Below are 18,408 nucleotides of genomic sequence, written 5' to 3'. Positions count from 1 at the left end.
TTCTTCAACAGCGAGAGCAAACCAATCAAGCTTTCTTGGCGCCGAAGCCGCCGAAACGCTGCTTGAAACGGTCAACACGACCGCCAACGTCCAGGGTCTTCTGCTTGCCAGTGTAGAACGGGTGGCATTCGGAGCAGACGTCGAGGCTCAGTGGCTTGGCCAGAGTCGAACGGGTCTTGATGACGTTACCGCAGCTGCAGGTAGCGTCGATGGCTTCGTATACTGGATGGATATCGGCTTTCATGGTGACTTCCTCAGGCTGCGTGCCGCCACCCGACACCATTGTCGAGTACCGCACGTAATTAGGCCGCGTATATTAACAGAACAGGGCGAACACGCAAGGTGTCGCTCGCACCGGCCGTCGTCTGCTAGTCTGCGCACCTCGAACCCCGTGCGAGCGGCAACCAGCCGCGACCCGTAAATCACGTAGGAGCGGTCTCCGGCCGCGAATGGCGTACCGCGTCATTTCGGTAACACCGCGGCGCAGCCCTCGCGGCCGATGACCGCTCCTGCGACTGCAGTTGCTCCCACTCAAGAGAACTCCCGCGTGCCCGACGTCATCCTGCGCCTCGCCCTGCCCTCGCCGCTGCGACGCCTGTTCGACTACAAGGCGCCCGCCAACACTGCGCACACCGTGTTCATGCCCGGCATGCGCCTGCGGGTACCATTCGGGCGGCGGGAAATGATCGGCATCCTGATCGAAGTGGTCAGCCACAGCAACGTACCGGCCGACAAGCTCAGGCCCGCCATTGCCCTGCTCGATGCGGTAAGCCCCCTGCCACCTGCGCTGTTCAAGTTGTGCCTGTGGACTTCGCAGTACTACCAGCACGGCCTGGGGGACACCCTCAGCTGGGCGTTGCCGGTGCTGCTGCGTCAGGGCGAACCGGCCGAAGCGCGCCAGGAGCGCTTCTGGCACGCCGCCGCCGATGCCCGCCTGGACGACCCGCGCATCGCCCGCGCACCCAAGCAGCGCGATGCCCTCAAGACCCTGGCCCAGCACCCCCATGGCGTCGCCCATCAGCTGTTGAGCAAGCTGCAACTGAACAAGGACAGCCTCGACCTGCTGCTGGCCAAGCAACTGGTCAGCGTGGAAGTTCGCCGCCACGGCCCCGGGCCGCGGGCCGAACACTGGCTGGCGCAACCGGAACTGCCGCTCAACGAAGAGCAACGCGCGGCTTTCGAGGCGATTCGCGCCAGCCTCGGCGGCTTCCATGCGTTTCTCCTGGCGGGCGTGACCGGCAGCGGCAAGACCGAGGTGTACCTGCAACTGATCCACGAATGCCTGGAAGCCGGCAAACAGGCGTTGGTGCTGATCCCGGAAATCAACCTCGGCCCGCAAACCCTGGCGCGCTTCGAGCAGCGCTTCAACGCACGCATCGCGCTGGTGCACTCGGCGGTCAATGACCGCGACCGCCTCGACGCCTGGCTGGCGGCACGCGATGGCGAGGCCGACATCATCATCGGCACCCGCTCGGCGCTGTTCACGCCGATGAAGAACCCTGGGCTGATCATCATCGACGAAGAACATGACGGCTCCTATAAACAGCAGGAAGGCCTGCGTTACCACGCACGCGACCTGGCGCTGGTGCGCGCCAGCCAAGAGAACATTCCCATTGTGCTGGGCTCGGCCACGCCTTCCCTGGAGAGCCTGCACAACGCCCATACCGGCCGCTACGGCCTGCTGCGCATCGACCATCGCGCCGGTGGCGCCCAGCAACCCAAGTTCATGCGCCTGGATGTAAAGAGCCGGCCGCTGGACAGCGGCATCAGCGGACCGATGCAGCAGGCCATCGGCCAGACCCTGGCCAATGGCCAACAGGTGCTGGTGTTTCTCAATCGCCGCGGCTTCGCGCCCACCCTGCTGTGCCACGACTGCGGCTGGTTATCCGAGTGCCCACGCTGCGATGCCCGTACCACGGTCCACCAACGCTCGGGCGAGTTGCGCTGCCATCATTGCGGGCATGTCGAACGCGTGCCGCGCCAGTGCCCCAAGTGCGGCACGGTAGACCTGCGTCCGGTCGGCGCAGGCACCGAGCGCGCCGAGGAACGCCTGGCGATCCTCTTTCCCGATTACCCGGTGCTGCGCGTCGACCGCGACAGCACCTCGCGCAAGGACGCGATGAACCAGCTGTTCGCAACCATCCAGAAAGGCCATCCGTGCATCCTCGTCGGCACCCAGATGCTTGCCAAGGGGCATCACTTTCCACGGGTCACCCTGGTGTCGATTCTGGATGCCGACGGCGGGCTGTTCTCCGGCGACTTCCGCGCCAGCGAGCGCATGGCACAGTTGATCGTTCAGGTGGCAGGCCGCGCCGGTCGCGCGGAGGAACCGGGCAAGGTGATCATTCAGACCCACCTGGCCGACCACCCGCTGCTGGTGCAACTGACCGAGCAGGGCTACTTCGCTTTCGCCGAGCAGGCCCTGGCCGAGCGACGGGGCGCAGGCCTGCCGCCGTTCGCGCACCTGGCGCTACTGCGTGCCGAAGCGCACAAGCCGGGCCAGGCCGAAGCCTTTCTGGATGAGGCCTGTGCGGCAGCCGAAGTGCTGGTGGCGCAACTGGCCCTGGGCGGCCTGGAGCTGCTGGGGCCGGTCCCGGCACCCATGGAACGGCGCGCCGGACGCTATCGCGCACAGTTGCTGGTCCAGGCAACGCTGCGCGCCCCGCTGCACCGCCTGCTCAATGCCTGGATGCTGCAACTGGAGCAACTGCCGAGCGGGCGACAGGTGCGTTGGTCGCTGGATGTGGACCCGGTGGATTTGTATTGAGATAGGCGCACCTGAGGCAGGGATCGGCGGCGTCCGCCGTCGCGGCTGGCGCCGCTGCTACAGGGGTGGTGGTTTGCAGGGGGGATTTGCGGGTTGGCAACCCCGGCCAACAACCGGATAATGCCCAGTTTTTCCACCCGTGCATCCAGCACCGCCGTACCTGCGGTCGACCGAGAACCCCATGAAAGACACCATTCGCCAGCTGATTCAACAAGCCCTGACCCACCTTGTCGCCGAAGGTGTGCTGCCAGAAGGTCTGACGCCGGCAATCCAGGTGGAAAACTCGCGCGACAAGAAGAACGGCGATTTCGCCAGCAACATCGCCATGATGCTGGCCAAGCCTGCCGGCATGAAGCCGCGCGACCTGGCAGAAAAGCTGATTGCCGCACTGCCGACCGACGAGCAGGTGAGCAAGGTGGAAATCGCCGGCCCCGGCTTCCTCAATTTCTTCCAGAACAGTGCGGCCCTCGCCGCGCGCCTGGACGCCGCCCTGGCCGATGCCCGCATCGGCGTGCGCAAGGCCGGCCCCGCGCAGCGTGTGGTGGTCGATCTGTCTGCACCCAACCTGGCCAAGGAAATGCACGTAGGCCACCTGCGCTCGACCATCATTGGCGACGGCGTGGCCAATGTGCTGGAGTTTCTTGGCGATACCGTGATCCGCCAGAACCATGTCGGCGACTGGGGCACGCAGTTCGGCATGTTGCTGGCCTATCTCCAGGAAAAGCCCGCCACCAGCGACGAGCTCTCCGACCTCGAGAATTTCTACCGCGCGGCCAAGCAGCGCTTCGATGAATCCGCAGAGTTCGCCGAGCGTGCCCGCGGCCTGGTGGTCAAATTGCAGGCCGGCGATGCCGAATGCCTGGCCTTGTGGAAGCGCTTCAACGAAATTTCCCTGTCGCACTGCCAAAGCACCTACGAGCGCCTGAACGTCAAACTGACGCCGGCCGACGTGATGGGCGAAAGCGCCTACAACGACGACCTCGCCAACGTGGTCGCGGACCTACGCGCCAAGGGTCTGCTGGTGGAAAGCAACGGCGCGCAGTGCGTGTTCCTCGAAGAATTCAAGACGGCCGAAGGCACGCCCCTGCCGGTGATCGTGCAGAAGGCCGGTGGCGGTTATCTGTACGCCACCACCGACCTGGCAGCGGTGCGCTATCGCAGCAACGTGCTCAAGGCCGACCGCGCGCTGTACTTCGTCGACCAGCGCCAGGCCCTGCACTTTCAGCAGGTGTTCGAGGTCGCGCGCCGTGCCGGTTTCATCACCAACGGCATGCAGCCGGAGCACATGGGTTTCGGCACCATGAACGGCGCCGACGGACGTCCGTTCAAGACCCGTGACGGTGGCACCGTGAAACTGGTCGACCTGCTCGATGAAGCCGAGCAACGCGCCTACACCCTGGTCAAGGAAAAGAACCCCGAGACCGCCGAGGCCGACCTGCGCGTGATCGCCCGAGCCGTGGGCATCGGGGCGGTGAAATATGCCGACCTGTCCAAGCACCGCACCAGCGACTACAGCTTCAACTTCGACCTGATGCTCAATTTCGAAGGCAACACCGCGCCCTACCTGCTCTACGCCTATACCCGCGTGGCCGGTGTGTTCCGCAAGCTGGGCAAGAACTTCGCGGACGTCGAAGGACAGATCGTGCTGGAAGCCGAGCACGAGAAGGAACTGGCTGCCAAGCTGGCGCAGTTCACCGAAGTACTGAACAACGTCGGCGAGAAAGGCACGCCCCATGTGCTGTGCACTTACCTGTACGATGTGGCCGGGCTGTTCTCCAGCTTCTACGAGAACTGCCCGATTCTGGCGGCCGAACACCCCGCTCAGCAACACAGCCGCCTGCGCCTGGCGGCGCTGACCGGTCGCACCCTCAAGCAAGGATTGGCTCTGTTGGGCCTGGAAACACTGGAGCGTATGTAAGTTGGCTGCCAAGAAAAAACCCGCACCCAAACGCGGCGCCAGCCGCAATTCCGCACCTGCGAAGAAGCCCATCCCAGGCTGGCTGTGGCTGGCGATCGGCCTGAGCGTGGGGGCCTTCGTGGTGTTCCTGATGAAGCTCGAGCCGGGCAACAGCGACGTCAAGCGGGTCAAGGCCGAGCAACTGAAAGCGGAAAAGATCGCCGAGGCGAACAAGACGCCGCCCAGCCCGCAGGCACCGGTCAAGCCCAAGTACGACTTCTATACACTGCTGCCGGAATCCGAAGTGATCGTGCCACCCGAAGCGGTGCCCGAGAAAACCCCACCGATTCCGGCCCAGGCGCCGGTAACCCCGGCCGAGGCAGCCAAGATCGACACTGCCCGGGCTCAGGCCGCGCTCAGTGGCGCGACCCCGCCGCCGGCCCCGCCGGTGATCAAGCCTGCCGCAACCACGCAGTTCTACCTGCAGGCCGGTTCGTTCCGCAAGCAGGCGGACGCCGACCGGGTGCGGGCGCAGATCATCCTGCTGGGGCAGTCGGTGAACGTGGAATCCGGGACGGTCAAGGAAGACACCTGGTACCGGGTGCTGGTGGGTCCGTTCAGCAACCGCGAGCAGCTGACCGTGGCGCAGAAACAGCTGGCCGGCAGTGGCTTTAGTAACCTGCTGTTGCAGCAAAGGCAGATCCGGCAGTAAACCGCGGCGCGCCCTTCGCGGCCGCTGACCGCTCCTGCAGACCGTAGGAGCGGTCAGCGGCCGCGAAAGCCGTGACACGGACCTCCCGATACCCGCAAGCTGTCCCACCACCGCGCACAACCGACAAAGGTTGAAATCTCCTCACCCACCCCCATATTCGTTTCCATCAGGGCATTTTCGCCCCGCTGCGTGGAGACTCTCCCCTTGACCACCATCGTTTCAGTCCGCCGTCATGGCAAAGTCGTCATGGGCGGCGACGGCCAGGTTTCTCTCGGCAATACCGTGATGAAAGGCAACGCCAAGAAAGTCCGTCGCCTGTACCACGGCCAGGTCATCGCCGGCTTTGCCGGTGCCACCGCCGACGCCTTCACGCTCTTCGAGCGTTTCGAAGGCCAGTTGGAGAAACATCAGGGCCATCTGGTCCGTGCCGCCGTGGAACTGGCCAAGGAATGGCGCACCGACCGCTCGCTCAGCCGTCTCGAGGCGATGCTGGCGGTGGCCAACAAGGACGCTTCCTTGATCATCACCGGCAACGGTGACGTGGTCGAGCCCGAAGACGGCCTGATCGCCATGGGCTCCGGCGGCGCGTTCGCGCAGGCCGCGGCCAGTGCGCTGCTGAAGAAGACCGAGCTGGGCGCACGGGAAATCGTCGAGACCGCCCTGGGCATCGCTGGCGACATCTGCGTGTTCACCAATCACAACATGACCATCGAGGAGCAGGATCTCGCCGAGTGATCAGACGGTTGTGGTGCCAGGCCTGCACGCTATGCGTCGCAAGCCTTCACCCCTTCCCTGCCTGAACCTCCGAGTCCGGAACACACCATGTCCATGACCCCCCGCGAAATCGTCCACGAACTCAATCGCCACATCATCGGCCAGGACGATGCCAAGCGCGCTGTCGCCATTGCCCTGCGCAACCGCTGGCGGCGCATGCAGCTGCCCGAAGAACTGCGCGTCGAAGTGACGCCCAAGAACATCCTGATGATCGGCCCTACCGGCGTCGGCAAGACCGAAATCGCGCGGCGCCTGGCCAAGCTCGCCAATGCACCGTTCATCAAGGTCGAAGCGACCAAGTTCACTGAAGTTGGCTATGTCGGCCGCGATGTCGAATCGATCATCCGCGACCTGGCCGATGCGGCTATCAAGCTGCTGCGCGAGCAGGAAATGGTCAAGGTTCGCCACCGCGCCGAGGATGCGGCCGAAGAGCGCATTCTCGATGCGCTGTTGCCCGCCGCCCGTGCAGGCTTCAACGAAGAGCCGGTGAGCAACGATTCGAACACCCGTCAGCTGTTCCGCAAGCGCCTGCGCGAAGGCCAGCTGGACGACAAGGACGTCGAGATCGAGGTGGCCGAGCAGATGGGTGGCGTGGACATCTCCGCGCCTCCCGGCATGGAAGAAATGACCAACCAGCTGCAGAGCCTGTTCGCCAACATGGGCAAGGGCAAGAAGAAGAGTCGCAAGCTCAAGGTCAAGGACGCGCTGAAAATGGTCCGCGACGAAGAAGCCGGCCGCCTGGTCAACGAGGAAGAGCTCAAGGCCAAGGCACTGGAAGCCGTCGAGCAGCACGGTATCGTCTTCATCGATGAAATCGACAAGGTGGCCAAGCGCGGCAATGTGGGCGGTGCCGACGTGTCCCGTGAAGGCGTGCAACGCGACCTGCTGCCGTTGATCGAAGGCTGCACGGTCAACACCAAGCTGGGCATGGTCAAGACCGACCACATCCTATTCATTGCTTCGGGTGCGTTCCACCTGAGCAAGCCGAGCGATCTGGTTCCCGAACTGCAGGGTCGCCTGCCGATTCGCGTCGAACTCAAGGCGTTGAGCCCGCAGGACTTCGAGCGCATCCTCAGCGAGCCACATGCCTCGCTGACCGAGCAGTATCGCGAGTTGCTGAAGACCGAAGGCTTGAACATCGAGTTCGTGCCCGAAGGGATCAAGCGTTTGGCCGAGATCGCCTGGCAGGTCAACGAGAAGACCGAGAACATCGGTGCGCGCCGCCTGCACACGTTGCTCGAGCGGTTGCTGGAGGAAGTCTCGTTCAGCGCCGGCGACATGGCCGCTGCGCACAGCGAGGCGCCGATCCAGATCGATGCCGAGTACGTGAACAGCCACCTGGGTGAGCTGGCGCAGAACGAAGACCTGTCGCGCTACATTCTGTAAGACGGCCTGTCATGCGCGGTGCGGCCTTTGCGGCCGCTGACCGCGCCTACGGAACGCGGCTCGCGGGCGACGTCAATGATCGTTCCCACAGGCCGGGTTCGCAGGAGCGGTCCGTGGCCGCGAAACAGACACCGCGCGACTTCGAGACCCACCATGACCAGAATCCCCAGCGCCATCAATCTGCACAAGGCCTCCAAGACTTTGAGCCTGACCTATGGCCCCGACGAGGTGTTCCACCTGCCCGCCGAGTTCCTGCGCGTGCACTCGCCGTCCGCCGAGGTCCAGGGCCACGGCAAGCCGATCCTGCAGGTCGGCAAACTGGGGGTTGGCCTGGCCAAGGTCGAAGCTGCAGGCCAGTACGCCTTGAAACTGACCTTCGACGACGGCCACGACAGTGGCCTGTTCACCTGGGACTACCTGTACCAGTTGGCGCTGCGCCAGGAGCAGCTCTGGGCCGACTACCTGGAACAATTGCGCGCGGACGGCAAATCCCGCGACCCCGCCGAATCCGTGGTCAGGTTGATGCTTTAAGCCGCCAGGGCCTTGTCCAGGGCCTTTTCGATCTCGCTCTGGATGGTGCCGCTCATCATCGCCAGCATCATGCCCAGCTTCAGATCGATTCGAATCGCTTCGTCGTCGATCTGCACGGTGCCCTGTGCACCGCTGCGCTTGACCGCCACCGTGTCACCTTGCCAGGTAGCCTGCACGTCATAGCGGTCGATCAGCTTCTGGACCACCACTTCAGCTTTCTGCCGCGCCGCGTCGCGGCCCAGATTGTGTTTGCGTTCGACGTTGATCTGGGTCATCGGGGATTCCAACAGGTAAGGGTTCAATGGCGCACAGTTTAACCCGGTTGCCCCGGCAATCCATCGTGCCAAGACAAAGCGCCCTTGTGCGGCTTAGAATGGTGCGTAATTTTTCCTGGTGACAGCGATATGAATGATCAGCGCAAAGGCGGCGATGCCGAACCCACCACTCACTTCGGCTACAAGCACGTACCGGAAAGCCAGAAGGCCGAAAAGGTCGCCGAGGTGTTCCACTCGGTAGCGGCCAAGTACGACTTGATGAACGACGTGCTGTCCGGCGGCATGCATCGGCTGTGGAAGCGCTTCACCATCGAGCTCTCGGGCGTGCGCGTGGGTAACCGGGTGCTCGACATCGCCGGCGGCACGGGCGATCTGGCACGCAAGTTCTCCGACCTGGTAGGGCCTACCGGCCAGGTGGTGCTCGCCGACATCAACGCCTCGATGCTCAAGGTCGGTCGCGACCGGCTGCTCGACCGCGGCGTGGCCGGCAACATCGAATTCGTCCAGGCCGATGCGGAAAAGCTGCCGTTCCCCGACAATCACTTCGATTGCGTGACCATCGCCTTCGGCCTGCGCAACGTCACCCACAAGGAAGCGGCCATCGCTTCCATGCTGCGCGTGCTCAAGCCAGGCGGGCGCCTGCTGGTGCTGGAGTTTTCCAAGCCTACCAACAAGCTGATGTCCAAGGTCTACGACGCCTATTCATTCGCGTTCATGCCGCTGGCCGGCAAGCTGATCACCAACGATTCGGAAAGCTACCGTTACCTGGCCGAATCGATCCGCATGCATCCCGATCAGGAAACCCTCAAGGCCATGATGGTGCAGGCCGGTTTCGACCGCGTCACGTATCACAACATGACCAGTGGCATCGTTGCCCTGCACCGCGGGATCAAGCCCTGATGCTGCTCGGTGGCCTGATCGCCAGTGTCGAACACGGTCTGAACCGTGTGCTGCGCCTGGACGCCACGGCGTTGCCGCGCCTGGCGCACCTGCACGGCAAGGTGATTGCCATCCAGGGCCGCCAGCCCGCGTTTACCCTGTACATACTGCCCAGTGCCAATGGCCTGATGCTGGCCCAGCAGTGGGCCACGCCGCCCGACTGCACGTTGCGCGCGCCGGCTGCCAGCCTGGTGCAGCTGGCACTGCGCAAGGACAAGACCGCGGTGCTGCACAGCCCGCAGGTCGATCTGGACGGCGACAGCGCCGCGCTGCTGGACCTGGTCAAGGTGCTGCAGGACCTTGAACTGGACTGGGAATACGAAGTCTCACGCTGGCTGGGTCCGGTGCCCACCGCCTTGTTGGCCGGGCATTTGCGCAGCCGCACGGGCTGGACCCGTCAGAGTCTGGCCACGGCGACGCAGAACCTGGGCGAATACCTGGCCGAGGAAGCGCGTACATTGGTGGGCGAGCAGGAAGCCCAGGCCCGTTTCAGTGAGCTGGATGCTTTGAAAGTCGACGTCGAACGCCTCGAGGCGCGTATTGAGCGCCTCGCCCGATCCCACAATTCCAGCGATAACGCATGAAGCTGCTTGCCGTCCGCCGTCTGTTGCGCATCCAGCGCGTCATCATTCGTTACCGCCTCGATGACCTGATGTTCGCCCTGCCACTGCCGTGGTGGCTGAAAATCACCCGTTTCGCCATGCCTTGGCGCTGGCTGCCGCGCAGCCGCCAGGAACTCAACCGTGGCGCGCGCCTGCGCTTGGCCTTGCAGGACCTGGGGCCAATCTTCATCAAGTTCGGGCAGATCCTTTCCACCCGCCGCGACCTGCTGCCCGAAGACATCGCCGATGAGCTGATGCTGCTGCAGGACCGGGTGCCGCCGTTCGACCCCAAGCAGGCCATGGCCCTCATCGAGCAGCAACTGGGTGCGAAGATCACCGACGTGTTCAGTCGCTTCGACGTCGAGCCATTGGCGTCGGCCTCGGTGGCCCAGGTTCACGCCGCTCGGCTCAAGACCGGTGAAGAGGTGGTGGTCAAGGTCGTTCGCCCGGGGCTCAAGTCGGTGATCAGCCAGGATCTGGCCTGGCTGTTCCTGCTCGCCCGCCAGGCCGAGCGGCTGTCCGCCGACGCGCGCCTGCTGCACCCGGTCGACGTGGTCGCCGACTACGAACGTACCATCTACGACGAACTCGACCTGTTGCGCGAAGCGGCCAACTCCAGCCAGCTGCGGCGCAATTTCGAAGACTCCGACCTGCTCTACGTGCCTCAGGTCTACTGGGACTGGTGCCGGCCGAAGGTCTTGGTGATGGAGCGCATCTACGGCGTGCAGGTCACCGACATGGCCGCCCTGGCCGACCAGCGCACCGACATGAAGCTGCTGGCCGAGCGCGGCGTCGAGATTTTCTTCACCCAGGTGTTTCGCGACAGTTTCTTCCATGCCGACATGCACCCCGGCAACATCTTCGTCAGCACCGTGGCACCGTGGAGCCCGCGCTACATCGCCATCGACTGCGGCATCGTCGGCAGCCTGACCCCCGAAGATCAGGATTACCTGGCGCGCAACCTGTTCGCCTTCTTCAAGCGCGACTACCGCCGCGTGGCGCAGTTGCACATCGATTCGGGCTGGGTACCGGCCGAGACCAAGCTCAACGAATTCGAAGCGGCGATCCGCACCGTCTGCGAGCCGATCTTCGAGAAGCCACTGAAGGACATCTCCTTCGGCCAGGTGCTCATGCGCCTGTTCCAGACCGCACGACGTTTCAACATGGAAGTCCAGCCGCAACTGGTGCTGCTGCAGAAAACCCTGCTCAACATCGAAGGCCTGGGTCGACAGCTGTACCCGGACCTCGACCTGTGGAGCACCGCCCAGCCGTTCCTGGAACGCTGGATGCGCCAGCGGGTCAGCCCGAAATCTTTGTTTCAGAATGTTCAATCGCAGGTCGAGCAATTACCTCACCTGGCCAACATGACCCGCGATCTGCTCGAACGAATGTCTCAGCCTCATCGCAAGGATCCACCGCCGCCCTGGGAGCAACGCCACGATCGCTGGGCCCTGCGGCTGCTCGGCGGCGCCTTGCTGGTGGGTGGAACGGTCACCGCCGTCTCCGGCATAGCCCTGGACAGCGTCCAGGCATGGCCCGCCTGGTTGATGCTGGCATCGGGCTTGTACCTGGTCGTGCGCCGATAGCCAGTCGCGCCATCGGCTGGCACACTAGCCCTCTCTGTTGTCGGAGTCGCACATGAAAGACTGGCTGGACGAGATCAAATGGGACCGCGACGGCCTGGTGCCGGCGATTGCCCAGGATCACCACACCGGGCGCATCCTCATGATGGCCTGGATGAACCGCGAGGCACTGGCATTGACCGCTGCCGAAAACCGGGCGATCTACTGGTCCCGTTCGCGTGGCAAGCTGTGGCGCAAGGGCGAGGAATCCGGTCACGTGCAGAAACTGCACGAGCTGCGCCTGGACTGCGACGCCGACGTGGTCGTGCTCAGCGTCGAGCAGGTCGGTGACATCGCCTGTCACACTGGCCGCCAAAGCTGCTTCTATCGGGTCTTCGAGAACGGCCAATGGACCGTCGTCGACCCGGTCCTGAAAAATCCCGCTGCCATCTATTCCGCAGGCCATGGCCATGAATGACACTCTGGACCGCGTCGCTGCGGTGCTCGAAGAACGCAAGGGCGCCAGCGCCGACAGCTCGTATGTCGCCAGCCTGTACGCCAAGGGATTGAACAAGATTCTGGAAAAGCTCGGCGAAGAATCGATCGAGACCATCATTGCCGCCAAGGATGCCGCCCACAGCGGCGACTGCAGCGATGTCATCTACGAAACCGCCGATCTGTGGTTCCATAGCCTGGTCATGCTTGCACAACTCGGCCAACACCCACAGGCTGTACTCGATGAACTGGATCGCCGATTCGGCCTGTCCGGTCACGATGAGAAAGCCGCCCGCCTGCCGTCAGCCTGAAATGTCTTTTTGGAGGAGTTGAATCATGGGTCTGTTTGATTGGAAACACTGGATCGTCATCCTGATTGTCGTGGTACTGGTCTTCGGCACCAAGAAACTCAAGAACCTGGGCACCGACGTCGGTGAATCGATCAAGGGCTTTCGCAAAGCCATGAACGACGACGACAAACCGGGTGCCGAGCAGCCGACACAGCCGGTCCACCCGCAGGCCAGCTCGCCGCTGACTCCGCCGCATACCCTCGACGGCCAGCATCAGAAAGTCGAAGAACCCATCAGGAAAGACTGATCAATGTTCGGTATCAGCTTCAGCGAACTCATGCTCGTGGGCCTCATCGCCCTGTTGGTGCTGGGCCCTGAGCGACTGCCCGGTGCCGCGCGCACCGCAGGGTTGTGGATCGGGCGCCTGAAACGCAGCTTCAACGCGATCAAGACCGAAGTGGAACGCGAGATAGGCGCCGACGAAATCCGTCGCCAACTGCACAACGAGCACGTGCTTTCGCTCGAGGAGCAGGCGCGCAAGATCCTCGATCCGCAGCGCGCTGCGCGTCCGAGCGAGCCGCCCGCACCGCTGGCCGATCCGATTCCACCCGGCGCCCAGGCGCAACCGGTGCTTGATCGTGATGCGGTGAGCACCGACGTCACGCCTACCACGGTGCCCACTGCCACGCAGACACCGGCTGTGGTTGACCGTGACACGAGCAGCGCCCAGGCTGTTGCGATACCCGTATCCTCCAATGAACCTACACAGCCACCGCGGGCCCCATGAGCGAAATTCCGGAAAACGACCAGCCCATGCCGCTGGTCTCGCACTTGACCGAATTGCGCACGCGCCTGCTGCGTTGCGTTGCCGTGATTTTCCTGGTCTTCGCCGGGCTGTTTTCCTTCGCCCAACAGATCTACACCCTGGTGTCGGCGCCGCTGCGCGAGTACCTGCCCGAAGGGGCCACGATGATCGCCACTGATGTGGCCTCGCCGTTTCTCACGCCTTTCAAGCTGACCATGATGGTCTCGCTGTTCCTGGCCGTGCCGATCATCCTGCACCAGGTCTGGGGCTTCATCGCACCGGGCCTGTACAAGCACGAAAAACGCATTGCCATACCATTGCTGGTGTCGAGCATCTTCCTGTTCTATGCCGGAATGGCCTTCGCCTACTTTCTGGTGTTTCCGCTGGTCTTCAAGTTCTTCGCCAGTGCCACGCCCGTGGGCGTGACCATGGCCACCGACATCGCCAGTTACCTCGATTTCGTCATGACGCTGTTCTTCGCTTTCGGCGTGGCGTTCGAGATCCCGGTAGCCGTGGTACTGCTGGTGTGGATCGGCGTGGTCGACGTCAAGTACCTGCGCAAGATCCGCCCGTACGTGATCATCGGCTGCTTCGTGGTCGGCATGATTCTGACCCCGCCGGATATCTTCTCGCAGACACTACTGGCCGTGCCGATGTGGTTGCTGTTCGAGATCGGCATCCTGTTCGGTGCCCTGATCCGCAAGCGCGGTGATGAACCGACCGAGGACGATGACCGCAACGGCCAGCCGCCTGCGACTCAGGCATGAACCTGCTGCTGCTAGAAACGGCCGACTTCACCGCGCCGGACAAGGTAGTGCTGCGTGATCGACGCTTCACCCACATGCAGGCCGTGCACCGTGTCGAGCTGGGCGACAGCCTGCGGGTGGGCAAGGTCGATGGCTTGATGGGGCGTGCCCAGGTCACGAGGTTGGAAGATCACGAGGCCGAACTCGCCGTGGTGCTCGACCAACCGCCACCGGCGAAACTGCCGCTGACACTGGTGCTTGCGCTGCCCCGCCCGAAAATGCTTCGCCGAGTGTTCCAGACCATTGCCACCATGGGGGTGGCCAAGCTGGTCCTGGTGAACAGCTATCGGGTCGAGAAAAGTTTCTGGCAAACCCCTTTTCTCGAGCCGGCTGCCATTCGCGAGCAGCTCATTCTGGGCCTAGAACAGGCACGCGATACCCAGCTCCCCGAAGTGCTGATCGAAAAGCGTTTCAAGCCCTTCGTCGAGGATCGCCTGCCTGCTGTGAGCGCCGGCACCCTGGGGCTGGTCGGGCATCCGGGCGACTACCCGCCCTGCCCGCGTCATCCGGAGCAGCCAGTGACCCTGGCCATCGGCCCGGAAGGTGGCTGGATTCCCTACGAGGTCGACCTGCTGGGCCTTGCAGGTTTGCAGCCAGTGCAGCTGGGCGAACGCATCCTGCGGGTTGAAACCGCCGTGGCGGTGCTGCTCGCGCGGCTGTTCTGACCCACGTCGTCCAGGCTTGACGATTCCCGGTGGGTCACGTCACTTAGCCACCATCGAGTTTCGGCGACACCTGCCGATGCCCCTGAACTGCCGACAATCATGCTGTCGGCCTGTCAGGGAGCTTCATCATGTCCAACACCTTTGCCCGCTACCTGGGCAATCTGAGCGTCAACCTGAAACTGGGGATTGGTTTCGGTGTGGTGCTACTGCTTACTCTTTTGATTGCCGCCACGGGCTGGTCTGGCCTGACCCGCTTGATCGAGCGCGCCGACAAGATCACCAGCATTTCCATACTCGACGACCGCATGCGTGACCTGCGCATTGCCGCTCAGTCGTTCGAACTGCAGAAAGGCAGTTCCGGTGCCGACAATGTTACCCGTCTTCTCGACCAGCTCGACACCGATCTTGCGGCCGCCCAGCACACTCTGGTGCAGCCCGAAGACATCGCGCTCGTCGAGCAGGAAATAGCCACCACCCAAGCCTATCGCCGGGAATTCACCGCATCGCTGGCGTCGATCCAGGGTCGCGAGGCAGCCCGCAGCCAACTGGGCAGCACCGCCGACCGCGCCGTGGCCGAAGTCAATCAGGCGCAGGCAGCGCTGCTGAGCCAGGGCGAGCTGACGGCCTACAGCACCCTGGTGGAAACCAGCCGGCTGATCCAGCAGGCGCGCTTTCAAGTGCGTGGCTACACGTATAGCGCCAAGGACGAAGCACGTCAGCCGGCGCTGGCGGCCATCGACCAGGCGATCGCTTCGGTCGCCGCTGCGGGGGCCAGTGTCTCCGGCGAGTTCACCGGTCGGCTGCAACAGGCCGGCGAGTCCCTGCGTGCCTATCGCGCGGCGGTGGCGCAATTCAGCGAAAACCAGCAGGCCACGCTGCAGAGCATCGACAAGATGACGGCATTGGGCACCACCCTGCTCGAACTCAGCGACCGACTGGGCGACTCGCAGACGGCCAAGCGCGATGCCGACACGGCCCAGGCCAAGGCGTGGCTGGCCACTGCAGCCGCCCTGGCCACACTGCTCGGTATCGCTGCGGCATGGGCGATCACCGCGCAGATCGTCGGCCCGTTGCGGCAGACCCTGGCGAGTGTCGAGCGCGTCGCTTCCGGCGACCTGCGGCAGTCGCCCGCCATCACCCGACGTGACGAACTGGGCCAGGTTCAACTGGCCCTGCAGCGCATGACCCTGAACCTGCGCGAACTGGTGGGTGGCATCAGCGAGGGCGTCACGCAGCTGGCCAGTGCCGCCGAGGAGCTTTCCGCGGTCACCGAGCAGACCAGCGCCGGGGTCAACGCGCAGAAAGTCGAAACCGACCAGGTGGCCACGGCCATGAATGAAATGGCGGCGACGGTGCAGGAAGTGGCGCGCAACGCCGAGGAAGCCTCGGAAGCTGCCGTGGCTGCCGATCAGCAGGCCCGTGAAGGTGATCGAGTGGTCAGCCAGGCCGTGAGCCAGATCGAGCGACTGGCAGCCGAGGTGCTGCATTCCAGCGAGGCCATGAATCAGTTGAAGCAGGAAAGCAGCAAGATCGGCGGCGTGCTCGATGTAATCAAGTCGGTGGCGCAGCAGACCAACCTGTTGGCTCTGAACGCGGCAATCGAGGCGGCCCGTGCCGGCGAGGCAGGTCGCGGTTTTGCCGTGGTGGCCGATGAAGTGCGCAGCCTGGCCCAACGCACTCAGCAATCGACCGAAGAGATCCAGTCATTGATTGCTTCGCTGCAGACCGGTACCCATGAGGTTTCCAGCGCACTGGACAGCAGCCGGGCGATGACCGACAGCAGTGTGCAACTGGCCCGGCGTGCCGGTGAGTCGTTGAGCGACATTACCCGTACCGTGTCGACGATCCAGGCGATGAACCAGCAGATCGCCGCCGCGGCGGAGCAACAGAGTGTGGTGGCCGAAGAGATCAACCGCAGCGTGCTCAACGTGCGCGACGTTTCCGAGCAGACATCGGCGGCGAGCGAGGAAACGGCAGCGTCGAGCATCGAGCTGGCGCGTCTGGGCACACATCTGCAGGGGTTGGTGGGTCAGTTCAAGGTCTGACCCTGGTTGGGTAAGCCTGAGGGCCTCTTCGCGGGCAGAGCCCCGCTCCCACACGAGCCTGCAGCGATCTTGTGGGAGCGGGGCTCTGCCCGCGAAAGCGGTCTGCGGATCGGCGCAGGAACCCGGGCTACAACACCTGCCGCAAGAACGCCTGTGCCCTTGGGTCCTTGGGTGCGTCGAAGAACTCGGCCGGGGGCGCGTCTTCCAGCAAACGACCATGGTCGAAGAACAGCACACGGTCCGCCACTTCACGGGCGAAGCCCATTTCATGGGTGACGCACACCATGGTCATGCCTTCTTCGGCGAGGGTCTTCATCACTTCCAGCACCTCACCGACCATCTCCGGATCGAGCGCCGATGTCGGCTCGTCGAACAGCATGACCTTGGGGTCCATGCACAGCGCCCGGGCAATGGCCACGCGCTGCTGCTGGCCACCGGAGAGCCGTGAAGGAAACGCATCGGCCTTCTCGCCGATGCCTACCTTGGCCAGCAATGCGCGTGCCTTGGCCTCGCGCTCGGCCTTGCCGCGCTTGCGCACCACTTTCTGCGCCAGGCACAGGTTTTCCAGCACGGTCATGTGCGGAAACAGGTTGAAGTGCTGGAACACCATGCCGACTTCGCGTCGGTAGGCATTGATGTTGGTTTTGGGATCGTCGAGGCGCAGGCCATCGATGCTTACCGAGCCTTCATCGAATGCCTCAAGGCCATTGAGGCAACGCAGGAAGGTGGACTTGCCCGAGCCCGAGGGGCCCAGTACCACCAGCACCTCGCCCTTGGCCACCTGCGTGCTCACCTGATCCACCGCGCGCACCACCTGGCCACGGGTATTGAACACCTTCAACAGGTCGCGTACTTCAATCACTTTGCGCAAGCCTCCGCTCGAGCCGGCTGGCGAAATACGACAGCGGCAGATTGATGACCAGGTACAGGGCTGCCACGCAGAACCAGATCTCGAACGTCGAGAACGACGTGGTGATGGCTTCGCGACCGCTCTTGGTCAGCTCGGTAATGGCAATCACCGACACCAGCGACGTGTCCTTGACCAGGCTGATGAACTGCCCGGCCAGGGGTGGCAGAACACGCTTGAAAGCCTGCGGCAGGATGACGTGACGCATCGACTGTCCGGCATCCAGGCCCAGGGAGCGGGCGGCCTCGCCCTGCCCCTTGGCAATGGACTGCACGCCCGAGCGCACGATCTCGGCCACGTAGGCACCGGTGAACAGCGCCAGCGCCGCCACCCCGGCGAATTCGCGCGAAAGGTTGAGCACGGTACCGATGAAGAAATAGAAGATGAAAATCTGCACCAGCAGCGGCGTACCCCGCACCAGCTCGACATACACCGTCGACAGATGGCGCAAGGTGGGGTTGCTCGACAACCGGCACAGCCCGGTGACCAGGCCCAGCAGCAGGCCGGCCACTCCGGACACCAGCGACAGCCACAGCGTGGTCCACAGCCCCCAGGCGATCGGTCCGGCGGTCCAGTGGCGCGTCACGCCGATCTGGTCGCCTTCGGAGACGTCATCGCCCTCTTCGAGCACGACACTGCCACTGTCCGCCAGCAACACCTGTTCGCCACCGTCTTCGTCGCGCAGGGTGACCCGTGTCTGCCCGCCCTGCCGGACGATCTGCTCGACGCTGCCATAGCCCTCGGCGCGCTGCGGCAGCTCGGCCTGATAGACGAAGTACTGCGGCACTCGATTCCAATGCCACTCATAGGAAATGCGCGAGGTGGCAGCGTACAAGCTGAAAGCCAGGCCGATGAGCACCAGCGCGGTAAGCCCGTGCCAGGGCCATTGAGCTTTGTGGTGTTTGATCACAGGGGGTTCAATCCGCTAGAAGACCGCCGCGCAGGGCAGG

Annotated in this window: 20 protein-coding genes and 1 pseudogene; 17 read left to right on the top strand and 4 right to left on the bottom strand. The window is 63.7% G+C overall.

The annotated features are described in order from the left end of the window. Window positions 1-25: 25 nt before the first annotated feature. Window positions 26-244, bottom strand: a complete 219-nt coding sequence (gene rpmE / locus IFT76_RS14575; protein ID WP_043193699.1) for a 50S ribosomal protein L31 — start codon at window positions 242-244, stop codon at window positions 26-28. A gap of 303 nt (window positions 245-547) precedes the next feature. Between rpmE and IFT76_RS14570 the strand changes: the two genes are divergently transcribed. The 6 genes from IFT76_RS14570 (at window position 548) to IFT76_RS14545 (ending at window position 8,067) form a co-directional block, all read left to right on the top strand. After that, the gene (locus IFT76_RS14570) at window positions 548-2,767 is read left to right on the top strand and encodes a primosomal protein N' (protein ID WP_192058999.1); all 2,220 of its coding nucleotides are present in this window, start codon (window positions 548-550) and stop codon (window positions 2,765-2,767) included. A 181-nt stretch (window positions 2,768-2,948) separates the two neighbouring features. Next, complete coding sequence (gene argS / locus IFT76_RS14565) at window positions 2,949-4,685, top strand: arginine--tRNA ligase (protein ID WP_122480450.1); 1,737 nt, start codon at window positions 2,949-2,951, stop codon at window positions 4,683-4,685. Between the two features lies 1 nt (window position 4,686). Then, entirely contained in the window at window positions 4,687-5,376 is a 690-nt protein-coding gene (locus IFT76_RS14560; RefSeq protein ID WP_122480451.1) for an SPOR domain-containing protein, read from the top strand. 204 nt (window positions 5,377-5,580) lie between these two features. Then, entirely contained in the window at window positions 5,581-6,111 is a 531-nt protein-coding gene (gene hslV, locus IFT76_RS14555; RefSeq protein WP_043191380.1) for an ATP-dependent protease subunit HslV, read from the top strand. 87 nt (window positions 6,112-6,198) lie between these two features. After that, the gene (hslU, locus tag IFT76_RS14550) at window positions 6,199-7,536 is read left to right on the top strand and encodes an ATP-dependent protease ATPase subunit HslU (protein WP_192058997.1); all 1,338 of its coding nucleotides are present in this window, start codon (window positions 6,199-6,201) and stop codon (window positions 7,534-7,536) included. Window positions 7,537-7,689: 153 nt separating this feature from the next. After that, window positions 7,690-8,067, top strand: a complete 378-nt coding sequence (locus IFT76_RS14545) for a gamma-butyrobetaine hydroxylase-like domain-containing protein (RefSeq protein ID WP_192058995.1) — start codon at window positions 7,690-7,692, stop codon at window positions 8,065-8,067. Here IFT76_RS14545 and IFT76_RS14540 read toward each other — a convergent pair. Next, on the bottom strand, window positions 8,064-8,342 hold the full coding sequence (locus IFT76_RS14540) for a polyhydroxyalkanoic acid system family protein (RefSeq protein WP_043191383.1): 279 nt from the start codon (window positions 8,340-8,342) through the stop codon (window positions 8,064-8,066). The genes IFT76_RS14545 and IFT76_RS14540 overlap by 4 nt on opposite strands. A gap of 129 nt (window positions 8,343-8,471) precedes the next feature. On the opposite strand from IFT76_RS14540, the gene ubiE reads away from it, so the two are divergent. The 11 genes and pseudogenes from ubiE to IFT76_RS21070 all read left to right on the top strand — a co-directional run bounded on the left by ubiE (window position 8,472) and on the right by IFT76_RS21070 (window position 16,551). Next, complete coding sequence (ubiE, locus tag IFT76_RS14535) at window positions 8,472-9,242, top strand: bifunctional demethylmenaquinone methyltransferase/2-methoxy-6-polyprenyl-1,4-benzoquinol methylase UbiE (RefSeq protein WP_043191385.1); 771 nt, start codon at window positions 8,472-8,474, stop codon at window positions 9,240-9,242. Then, a complete protein-coding gene (locus IFT76_RS14530) occupies window positions 9,242-9,865 on the top strand; it encodes a ubiquinone biosynthesis accessory factor UbiJ (protein ID WP_192058993.1) in 624 nt (207 codons plus the stop codon). The genes ubiE and IFT76_RS14530 overlap by 1 nt, the downstream gene beginning before the upstream one ends. Next, window positions 9,862-11,469 (top strand): ubiquinone biosynthesis regulatory protein kinase UbiB, encoded by a 1,608-nt coding sequence (ubiB, locus tag IFT76_RS14525; RefSeq protein WP_122480456.1) that lies wholly within the window; start codon window positions 9,862-9,864, stop codon window positions 11,467-11,469. The genes IFT76_RS14530 and ubiB overlap by 4 nt, the downstream gene beginning before the upstream one ends. A gap of 52 nt (window positions 11,470-11,521) precedes the next feature. Continuing rightward, the gene (hisI, locus tag IFT76_RS14520; protein ID WP_185794933.1) at window positions 11,522-11,923 is read left to right on the top strand and encodes a phosphoribosyl-AMP cyclohydrolase; all 402 of its coding nucleotides are present in this window, start codon (window positions 11,522-11,524) and stop codon (window positions 11,921-11,923) included. Next, window positions 11,916-12,251 (top strand): phosphoribosyl-ATP diphosphatase, encoded by a 336-nt coding sequence (locus IFT76_RS14515; protein WP_122480666.1) that lies wholly within the window; start codon window positions 11,916-11,918, stop codon window positions 12,249-12,251. Before hisI ends, IFT76_RS14515 begins: the two co-directional genes overlap by 8 nt. A 25-nt stretch (window positions 12,252-12,276) precedes the next feature. Then, window positions 12,277-12,537 carry a twin-arginine translocase TatA/TatE family subunit gene (locus tag IFT76_RS14510; protein WP_122480458.1) on the top strand — a complete coding sequence of 87 codons (261 nt, stop codon included), beginning with the start codon at window positions 12,277-12,279 and terminating at the stop codon, window positions 12,535-12,537. A 3-nt stretch (window positions 12,538-12,540) separates the two neighbouring features. Further along, entirely contained in the window at window positions 12,541-13,017 is a 477-nt protein-coding gene (gene tatB, locus IFT76_RS14505; protein ID WP_185794932.1) for a Sec-independent protein translocase protein TatB, read from the top strand. Further along, window positions 13,014-13,802 (top strand): twin-arginine translocase subunit TatC, encoded by a 789-nt coding sequence (tatC, locus tag IFT76_RS14500; RefSeq protein ID WP_122480460.1) that lies wholly within the window; start codon window positions 13,014-13,016, stop codon window positions 13,800-13,802. Before tatB ends, tatC begins: the two co-directional genes overlap by 4 nt. Next, on the top strand, window positions 13,799-14,506 hold the full coding sequence (locus IFT76_RS14495; RefSeq protein WP_185794931.1) for a 16S rRNA (uracil(1498)-N(3))-methyltransferase: 708 nt from the start codon (window positions 13,799-13,801) through the stop codon (window positions 14,504-14,506). Before tatC ends, IFT76_RS14495 begins: the two co-directional genes overlap by 4 nt. 128 nt (window positions 14,507-14,634) lie before the next feature. Continuing rightward, window positions 14,635-15,696 (top strand): annotated as a pseudogene (locus tag IFT76_RS21075) (methyl-accepting chemotaxis protein); the annotation flags it as partial. Continuing rightward, window positions 15,688-16,551, top strand: a complete 864-nt coding sequence (locus IFT76_RS21070; RefSeq protein WP_446731105.1) for a methyl-accepting chemotaxis protein — start codon at window positions 15,688-15,690, stop codon at window positions 16,549-16,551. The pseudogene IFT76_RS21075 and the gene IFT76_RS21070, both read left to right, overlap by 9 nt. A 127-nt stretch (window positions 16,552-16,678) precedes the next feature. Here IFT76_RS21070 and IFT76_RS14485 read toward each other — a convergent pair whose 3' ends face one another. Together IFT76_RS14485 and IFT76_RS14480 are read right to left on the bottom strand one after the other, a co-directional pair. Continuing rightward, complete coding sequence (locus IFT76_RS14485) at window positions 16,679-17,413, bottom strand: ATP-binding cassette domain-containing protein (RefSeq protein ID WP_185795002.1); 735 nt, start codon at window positions 17,411-17,413, stop codon at window positions 16,679-16,681. Further along, entirely contained in the window at window positions 17,406-18,368 is a 963-nt protein-coding gene (locus IFT76_RS14480; protein WP_185794929.1) for an amino acid ABC transporter permease, read from the bottom strand. The genes IFT76_RS14485 and IFT76_RS14480 overlap by 8 nt, the downstream gene beginning before the upstream one ends. Window positions 18,369-18,408: the final 40 nt, after the last annotated feature.

Origin of the sequence: Pseudomonas sp. CFBP 13727 (assembly GCF_014841915.1) — a bacterium.
GTDB lineage: Bacteria > Pseudomonadota > Gammaproteobacteria > Pseudomonadales > Pseudomonadaceae > Aquipseudomonas > Aquipseudomonas baltica.
The sequence above is the reverse complement of the archived record's forward strand: the minus strand, read 5'-3'. Positions and strand labels throughout refer to the sequence as shown.